At 71.2% G+C, this 1,033-nt stretch carries 1 protein-coding gene; it reads right to left on the minus strand.

Annotated elements, in window-relative coordinates:
• A partial coding sequence (locus tag Q1B08_RS21485) for a heavy metal translocating P-type ATPase (RefSeq protein WP_299823414.1) occupies positions 1-1,033 on the minus strand: 1,033 nt, incomplete at both ends.

The following is a 1,033-nucleotide window of genomic DNA, read 5'->3' on the forward strand; positions in this document are numbered from 1 at the left end:
CGGCCGCCGAGGGTGCTTCGATCCCGAGCTCGGCCAGCATCTTTGCGTTGCCCAAGGCGACCGCCTTGCCCTCGACCGTGCCCTTCACGCCCATCCCGGTCACGGCTTCGAAGTCGTCGGCTTTGGCAAGCGCGAGGCCGCGCGCCTCGGCGCCGCGCACGATGGCTTCGGCCAGCGGATGCTCCGACCCGCGCTCCAGGCTCGCGGCGAGGCGCAGCAGCTCTCCTTCATCCATGCCGCCCTCGGGCAGCACCGCCACCAGCTCGGGCTTGCCCATGGTGAGCGTACCGGTCTTGTCCACGATCAGCGTGTCCACTTTGGCAAAGGCTTCCAGCGCTTCCGCGTTCTTGATCAGAACGCCCGCCTGCGCGCCGCGCCCCGTGGCGGTCATGATCGACATGGGCGTCGCCAGCCCGAGCGCGCAGGGGCAGGCGATGATGAGGACCGCGATGGCCGAGACCAGCGCATAAGCCAGCGCCGGCGCCGGCCCCCAGATCGTCCAGGCCCCAAAGGACACGGCCGCAATGGCGATGACGGCGGGCACGAAGTAACCGGCCACCGCATCGGCCAGCTTCTGAATCGGCGCACGCGAGCGTTGCGCGTTCGCCACCATCTCGACGATCTGCGCGAGCATCGTGTCGGACCCGACGCGCCGCGCCTCGACGACCAGCGACCCGGTGCCGTTGATTGTGGCGCCCGTGACCGGGTCGCCCGCGACCTTCTCGACCGGGACGGGCTCGCCCGTCAGCATCGACTCGTCCACCGAAGACCGGCCCTCGACCACCTCGCCGTCGACGGGGACCTTCTCGCCCGGGCGGACGCGCAGCCGGTCGCCCACGGCGATCTCCTCCAGGGGCACCTCGGCCTCGGTGCCGTCCGGGCGGATCACCCGCGCCGTCTTGGCCGCGAGGTCCAGCAGCGCCCGGATCGCCGATCCGGTGCGCTCGCGCGCCCGAAGCTCGAGGATCTGGCCCAGCAAGACCAGCGTGACGATCACCGCGCCCGCCTCGAAATAGACGCCGACCTGCCCGCT

The organism is uncultured Jannaschia sp. (assembly GCF_947494025.1).
Taxonomy (GTDB): domain Bacteria; phylum Pseudomonadota; class Alphaproteobacteria; order Rhodobacterales; family Rhodobacteraceae; genus Jannaschia.